Consider the following 7,389-nt stretch of genomic DNA (forward strand, 5'->3'; position numbering starts at 1 on the left):
CCGAATGGTTGAAGGTAATGTAAAAACCAAGAAATTAAAAATTAGAAAAATGCAAATTAGCAATTATAATAATATTTAATTATAATTTCATACATACTCTAATCAATGAAATATTTTTTTGAAAAATATTTTGTAAAAATAGGGATGTTGTAAATAATGGAAACTAAGAGCATACAAATCAATTTAAAATCTATAGCAATATTTATCCTGCATTTTTTAATCCTTGCAGACATCCTATTTATTACAATAGGTCTTCTATTGGACCTTCCAACAGACCTTTCATATTTTGTCTTATTATTTGACTTATTCATTTGCATAATTCTTTTAAGCGAATGGATTATTAATTTTTTACGTGCGGAGTCAAAAAAGGAATTTTTAAAAGATAAAGACCATTGGCTGACACTGATTGCATCCATACCAATAGAAATATTGCTGCCTGACCTTATTCCAAGCACAAATATTTTAAGATACATAATGCTCTTTAAACTGTTTAGAATAATCGTATTATACAAAAAATTCTTCAGCGGCTTTAAGAAATTCGTCAAAAAAACAAATTTGGACAAAATTATTGGAGCCATATTCGTAACCGTGACACTATTCACCCTATTATATCTGTATTTCGGATCAACAGGCAACCTATTTGAAAGTTTTTATTTTGTGATGGTCACATTAACAACCGTAGGTTATGGAGACATAGTTCCTCAGACATTCAACGAAAAAATAATAACTTTATTGCTGATTATCGTAGGGATATTCATCGTTTCTACAATTACTGCAGCAATGTCATCATACTTAACCGACCGCCTGCTGGGAGGCGAAGAAGAAGAACTGATGGACAGCATTCAGGCTGCAGTTGAAGAAAACACCCATGATATAATGAACGAACTAAAAAATGTTCGTGAAGAAAACAAAAAACTGCAGGATGAAATAAACGAATTAAAAGAACTGATTAAAAATAAATAAAATCCATATTATACAATTAATCAACCAAATATCTTTTTATTTCATTTAAAACATTTTTAGCTTCTGGAATTGGAAATAGTGGATAAATATGGAATAGCTTAGCTCCAGTCACTAATTTTACATTAACACCGTCTCTTTTAAGATTTTCAACATATTTTCTAATGTCACTGTAAAATATTTCATTTTCTCCTGCAAAGATTAAGGTATCTGCCAAATCAGTGTTGTCTCCAAATAAGGGACTTACTCTGTAATCTTTTGTACTTAAATCTCCTGCCCAGGATTTACCTATTTCTTTTAGTCCAATTTCGCCCAGTATCGGGTCATCACTGCTATTATAAGGAGGATTGCTCATTGAAATGTCAACCCATGGAGAAAAAGTTATTATTTTGTCAGGCTGTGCCAGATTGACTGTTTTTAGATATTGGCAGAAGGAATATACAAAACCGCCTCCTGCTGAATCCCCCATCAGTATCAGATTATTTTTTTGAACAAGGCTTTTATACAATTCAGTTATGGCTTCAAAGGCATCGTTTGCACTGTGCTTAGGAGCAAGAGGATAAACCGGTGCTAAAACATGAGCATTTAGTTTTCGTGCCAACAAATAGCAATATATAAAATGCTGATAATTTATTTCACTGATGTAGGCTCCGCCATGAATGTATAAAATTGTATTTTGAGCATTGTCATTTCCGAAGGTGAACACCTGCATTCCATTAAAATCAAAGCTTTTGAAAATGCTTTTGACGGGTTTTTCTTGAGTGTTCAACCTATCATTTATAAAATCATCGGCTTTATTCTTTGAGTCCATATATTCCGGTTTTAGAAACTTTAAAACTGTTTCCTCTATTTTTGCAATGAATGATTTATTATTTGACATGTTAAAAAATTATTTGGTTGATTAGTTCAATGTTTTTATATTTGACTTTAATTAATATTTAAAAATACTGCAAAAAAAATTTAACATTGCATCACTTATTTAAACTATTAATCATTAAATTAATGTTAATGAAGCTTAATAAAACAACCATACTTGGATTAATCTTTATAATATTTGCAGGATTGATTTTTATAACCGACGTGTTTAATCCAATTATCAGACCGGTTACATACTTATTTTTAATGGGTTCCTCAAAAGGAAAGGACATCATGTTTTTTGGTCTTTTAGGATTATTTTTAATCATTCCGCAATTTGTTAAAAAGGATTTCGATAATGAAAAATTTTTGAAAATATCCCTGGTTGTTGGCTGGGTTTTATTAATCTGCGGAATTCTTTTAGAGATAATATTCCGGCTTCAGATGGGAATTAAGCTTAACACAGTCTTTTGTGCCATGTCAAACACAATGAGTTCCACAAGCATTCTGCACACCCATCTGTTAAAGTCAATTTTAGGGGCAGTCATAACACAAATAATTGGTCCTTTCGTTCAAAGCAACATTAACACTGGTGTTGGCCTATATTCATATGTTCCCAGTTTCGGTTTTTTAATAATATTGCTTATCCCAATTTTATTTGCAACTTTGATTTTAGCTATCCGCAATCGCCCCTGGTTTACCAGCATGCTTTTGGCTTTCTTTTCAAGCTGCTTGATTATTGGTGCAATTGACGGAGGATTATTCGGAACTCCCGCCCTTGTCGGAATTCTGGGATTATATCTCATATACAGAAACGGTTATTACCTAAACCGCATATTTTATTCCATTTTAGGTGATGAAAAATCACTTGAAAAAAATGAAGAAATACAACCGGTTTATAGGAATCGCGGATTTAGCGAATGGAGATATATGCTTAACCGGTTACTGATTTGGTTTGTTGTTATTGGAATAATCCTTTTAAGAATTACAATTGCCTTTGCAGGTGCCGAGACAGACTATTACACAGTAGATGTTGTAAACCCAACCGATAATGTTGATTTGGGAAGCATTAACGTTAAAGTCATTGACAATACCACCGGCCTAAATAAAACCACATATCACATTGATTCAAGCTATAATGAAATGAAACTCATTAACGATTTAAATGTTCCACTGAAAAACTCATGTGAATATTATACGGTTTCATGGAACGTCTATTCATATTTAAACTGATATCATGAGAAAAATCTATTTAATTTTACCTATTTTAGCAGGGATTATGTTCGGATCCAGCGGAATATTTGTCCGGACATTAACACAAAACGGAATAGACCCGACCACACTTCTATTTTTAAGGTTTTCAATTGCAATAATTCCACTTCTAATTGCCGTACTATTAACAGACAGAAGACTGTTTAGAATAGCCCTGTCAGACCTGCCGTTATTTTTAGCATGTGCGGTATGCATCATCGGACTTAACCTATGCTATAACGAGTCAATGAATACCGTTTCCCTATCTCTGGCAGCAGTGCTGCTGTCACTAGCTCCAATTTATGTGTTGGTTATTGCATATTTCCTATTCAAGGAAAGAATTACCATTAAAAAAATGATTTGTATGATATTGGCCATTTTCGGATGCATACTGATGACAGGAGTTTTGGAAACTCCCTTTAAAAGCATTCCATTATTTGGAATTCTTTCAGGCATCGGTGCAGGCCTGTTCTGGGCATTCTATCTGATGGCCTCCAAAAAATCGATTGAAATGGGAAATCATACCTATACTATTCTGATATATTCAATAATTTTCATCACAATTGCATTAATTCCGTTTACGGATTTCAGACAAATTTCAAGTTTCATTTCAATTGATCCTGTTTTAACAATCTTGTTTTTAATTCTGCATTCCACCTTTTCATTTGCACTTCCATACATACTATCGACATTGAGCCTGAATCATATGGACTCCGGAATATCTTCAATTTTACTTTCAGGAGCAGAACCTCTAGCCGCTTTGATATTCGGACTGGCAATCTATTCAGAGATTCCGACAATACTTATGTTTTCAGGATTTGTGCTAACCCTCATCGCCATGATGATGCTATCACTAAAAACAACCGAATGACATTTTCATGCTTGATTTGTTTAGGCAATTTTTTGAAATTAAAAAAACTTATTACTTTTTAAGAATATATCATATAAATATGATTTTCAGCATTATCATACCCACATATAATGAGGAGGAATACCTTCCGGTTCTATTGGACAGCATTAAGGAGCAAGATTTCAGAGACTATGAGGTTATTGTAGCTGATGCCGATTCTGCAGATAGGACCCGTGAAATTGCCGAAGAATACGGCTGCACAGTGGTTGACGGAGGTCTTCCGGCAGTGGGTAGGAATAACGGTGCTAAAGTTGCAACCGGAGAAATATTGCTATTTCTAGACTCCGATTTGCAGCTTACAGAAGATTATCTTGCAAAAGTGTTATATGAATTCAGAATGTATAAACTCGGAATAGCAATAACACAAATGCTTCCGATGTCAAATAAAATCGAAGACAAGCTGTTTCATGATTTTGCAAATTATTTCATGATTGGCGTTGAAAACATCAAGCCTCATGGTGCGGGCTGCTATGGAATCATTGCAAAAAGAGAACTGCATGAAAAATGCGGAGGCTTTGATGAATCACTTACATTCGGTGAAGACACCGACTATATTGAAAGACTTGCAAAAATAGAGCCGTTCAGAGTTTTGAGAAACGCTAAAATTGGCGTTTCAACAAGACGCCTCGAAGAAGAGGGAATAACAACACTGATTCAGCAGTATGGCAAAAGTACCGTAAATGACTTTTTGGGCAAAAGAACCGATGCAGAAGAACTGAACTATAATTTTGGCCATGGTCATGAGAAACTAACAACATCACGATTTGCCCGGCTGGAAAAAAGAACATCCCAGATAAATTCAATTAAGGGAACCTATGATAACTCCGTTGACAAGATTACCAATGTAAGACATAGAATAAAGTCAATGCACCGTCAAAGGTCAAAAAAAGTGGTGTTCTATTGTGTCTGCGGCGAAGGAATGGGGCATGCTATAAGAACAGGAGTCATTGTTGATAAACTCAAGGACAAATATGATGTTCATATATTCACCAGCGAGAGGGCTTACGATTATTTAAGTTCAAAATTTGACAATGTCCATGAAATCGGAGGATTCAATACAGTCTACATCAACAATAAGGTAAACAACTTAAAAACACTGGCGAATGCCTTAAAAAGAAACCCTACAAACATCAAGGTAGGATATGAAAACCTATATAAAAAGGCAGTACAGTTAATGCCCGATGTTATAGTAACTGATTTTGAAATCTATGCAACAATGGTTGCAAAACTGAGAGGAATCCCATTAATCAGCCTAGACAACATGCACATCATTACACAAGCTCAAATTGATTACCCAAAAGACCATATTGGAGAAATGCTTAAGGCAAAAGGAGTAATTAAAACTTATGTTGTTAAACCAAAAATCCATATTATAACCAGCTTTTTCTATCCTAAAGTAAGGCCCAGAAAACATGCCGTGATTTACCCTCCAATCATTCGTGAGGATATTTTAAAACTGAAACCTAAGAAAGGAAATCATATCATCGTTTATCAGACAAGCCGTGAAAGTGGAAAATTGGTCAGAAGACTAAAAGCGCTTAAAAACGAACAGTTTATTGTTTATGGATTCAATAAAAACGAAACTGATGACAATCTGACTTATAAAGAGTTTAATGAAGACGAATTTTATGATGATTTGGCATCAGCAAAGGCCGTGATATGCAATGGAGGATTCACATTTATTTCAGAAGCCATCCATCTTAAAAAACCAATCTATTCCGTTCCAGCTATCGGCAACTTCGAACAGACATTGAACGGATTTTACGTGCAAAAATTAGGTTATGGTGAATACCACGAAGTTATGAGTGCCAAAAGAGTTGCAAACTTCTTAAAAAGACTTCCAAAATACCAGCAAAAGCTTGCAAAAGTTAAAAAGACAAATAACAACGGCATTGTTCGTGAATTAATTTATAGAATTGAAAAATATTCTAAATTAAATTAAACTTTTAAAACTAAAAAAACAAGCGTTTAAAGAAGCCTCAATCATTATTTTTATTTGAATAGTCAGTAACTATTTTTTTAGATATATATTTATATATAAATTTATAGACTTTAAATCATATAATGATGTTTTATTCAATGGATAATATTTTTCAATATTGTTTGTTTATCATGAAACATTTTTAATTAATATTATTCAAGGTGTGTTGGAGAAAATGAGATACAAGAAGCATATGATAATATTGCTGGCGGCCATTTTTCTGTTTGCAATGGCAACAGCAAGCGCAGCTGATTTGAACGATACGGCAGTGGCCGTTGAGGATGGGCAGCTAACCGATGAAATTATACAGGCAAGCGAAAATCAGGAAAATACGATACAGGCAAGCTATAATGATGAAGTGAACTTAAGTGAAGATGATTCAGGCAAACTGGCAATCGGCAACGATAAAAAACTGGGAAAAACAGTCACCGAACACACTTTTCAAGCTATTTATAATGCAATTGAAAGTGACTGCACCATTTATCTGGAACCCGGCACATACACTGGAGATTTTCAAATTAATATCGGTCAGGAGAGCAATATTAAAATCATTGGAAATTCCACAATATTGGACGCACAAGGCCAAACACGAATATTCTCTATTTCACAGTCTAGTAATATAACAATACAGAACATCATATTCAAAAACGGTTATGTTGTTGATGGAGAAGGTGGAGCTATTTACGTGTATTACAGTCGTGACTGCAGCATTTCCAACTGCACATTCATAAATAACACTGCAGGATGGCATGGTGGTGCAATTAGCTGGGAAACATGGTGTGATAATGGTCGGGTTTCCAACTGCACATTCATAAATAACACTGCAGGATGGAATGGTGGTGCAATTATCTGGTATGCTAGTAATTATGGTCGTGTTAATAATTGTACATTCATAAATAACACTGCAGAGGAGGGGAGTGATGCTATTTATGCAATAGCTTGCGATTTAAATGCGGATTATAACTGGTTTGGAAACAATGCAGACAACTACAACGACCAACTGCCAATAACTAATAGGGTTAAGTGTGACTACAGATTGTTCTTAAAAGCAACTGCAAACCCTGATACAATCACCGGAAAGGACACATCAAACATCACATTCAAACTATACCAGTATGGTTCGGGAGTAGTCTCTGATTATGATAATGCTCCATTCAAAAATCTTAACCTGACAATAACAGCAACAAACGGTAATGTTAAAGGCACCGCCAAATTAGGCGAACCAATCCAGTTCACTCCAACAGGTAAAGGAACTGCTAGTGTAACCGCAACAGTGGAAACTGTTCACCAAACAGCTGAAATTAATGTTTTAAAAGGAGACTTTGACCTGTTGCAGGATCTGGTGAACAATGAATCATTGTCCATCATCAATCTGGAGCGCAACTACACCTACAATGAATTCGACACAATAACAGAAGGTGTAAGAATAAAC

At 34.6% G+C, this 7,389-nt stretch carries 6 protein-coding genes; 5 read left to right on the forward strand and 1 reads right to left on the reverse strand.

Annotated features, from left to right (window positions below):
• Positions 1-156 precede the first annotated feature (156 nt).
• On the forward strand, positions 157-963 hold the full coding sequence (locus ACJMLH_RS08350; protein WP_405276626.1) for a potassium channel family protein: 807 nt from the start codon (positions 157-159) through the stop codon (positions 961-963).
• 16 nt (positions 964-979) lie between these two features.
• Here ACJMLH_RS08350 and ACJMLH_RS08355 read toward each other — a convergent pair whose 3' ends face one another.
• Positions 980-1,840, reverse strand: coding sequence for an alpha/beta hydrolase fold domain-containing protein (locus tag ACJMLH_RS08355; protein ID WP_405276628.1), 861 nt, complete (start codon positions 1,838-1,840; stop codon positions 980-982).
• Positions 1,841-1,968: 128 nt separating this feature from the next.
• On the opposite strand from ACJMLH_RS08355, the gene ACJMLH_RS08360 reads away from it, so the two are divergent.
• From ACJMLH_RS08360 to ACJMLH_RS08375, 4 genes are all read left to right on the forward strand, one after another.
• The gene (locus tag ACJMLH_RS08360; protein WP_405276630.1) at positions 1,969-3,048 is read left to right on the forward strand and encodes a hypothetical protein; all 1,080 of its coding nucleotides are present in this window, start codon (positions 1,969-1,971) and stop codon (positions 3,046-3,048) included.
• Between the two features lie 4 nt (positions 3,049-3,052).
• Complete coding sequence (locus tag ACJMLH_RS08365; RefSeq protein WP_405276632.1) at positions 3,053-3,937, forward strand: DMT family transporter; 885 nt, start codon at positions 3,053-3,055, stop codon at positions 3,935-3,937.
• Positions 3,938-4,016: 79 nt separating this feature from the next.
• Positions 4,017-5,918: an MJ1255/VC2487 family glycosyltransferase gene (locus ACJMLH_RS08370; RefSeq protein WP_405276634.1), complete on the forward strand. Its 1,902-nt coding sequence runs from the start codon at positions 4,017-4,019 to the stop codon at positions 5,916-5,918.
• 214 nt (positions 5,919-6,132) lie between these two features.
• Positions 6,133-7,389 (forward strand): right-handed parallel beta-helix repeat-containing protein (locus ACJMLH_RS08375; protein ID WP_405276636.1); only part of this gene is annotated, 1,257 nt, incomplete at its 3' end.

Origin of the sequence: Methanobrevibacter sp. (assembly GCF_045116495.1) — an archaeon.
GTDB lineage: Archaea > Methanobacteriota > Methanobacteria > Methanobacteriales > Methanobacteriaceae > Methanocatella.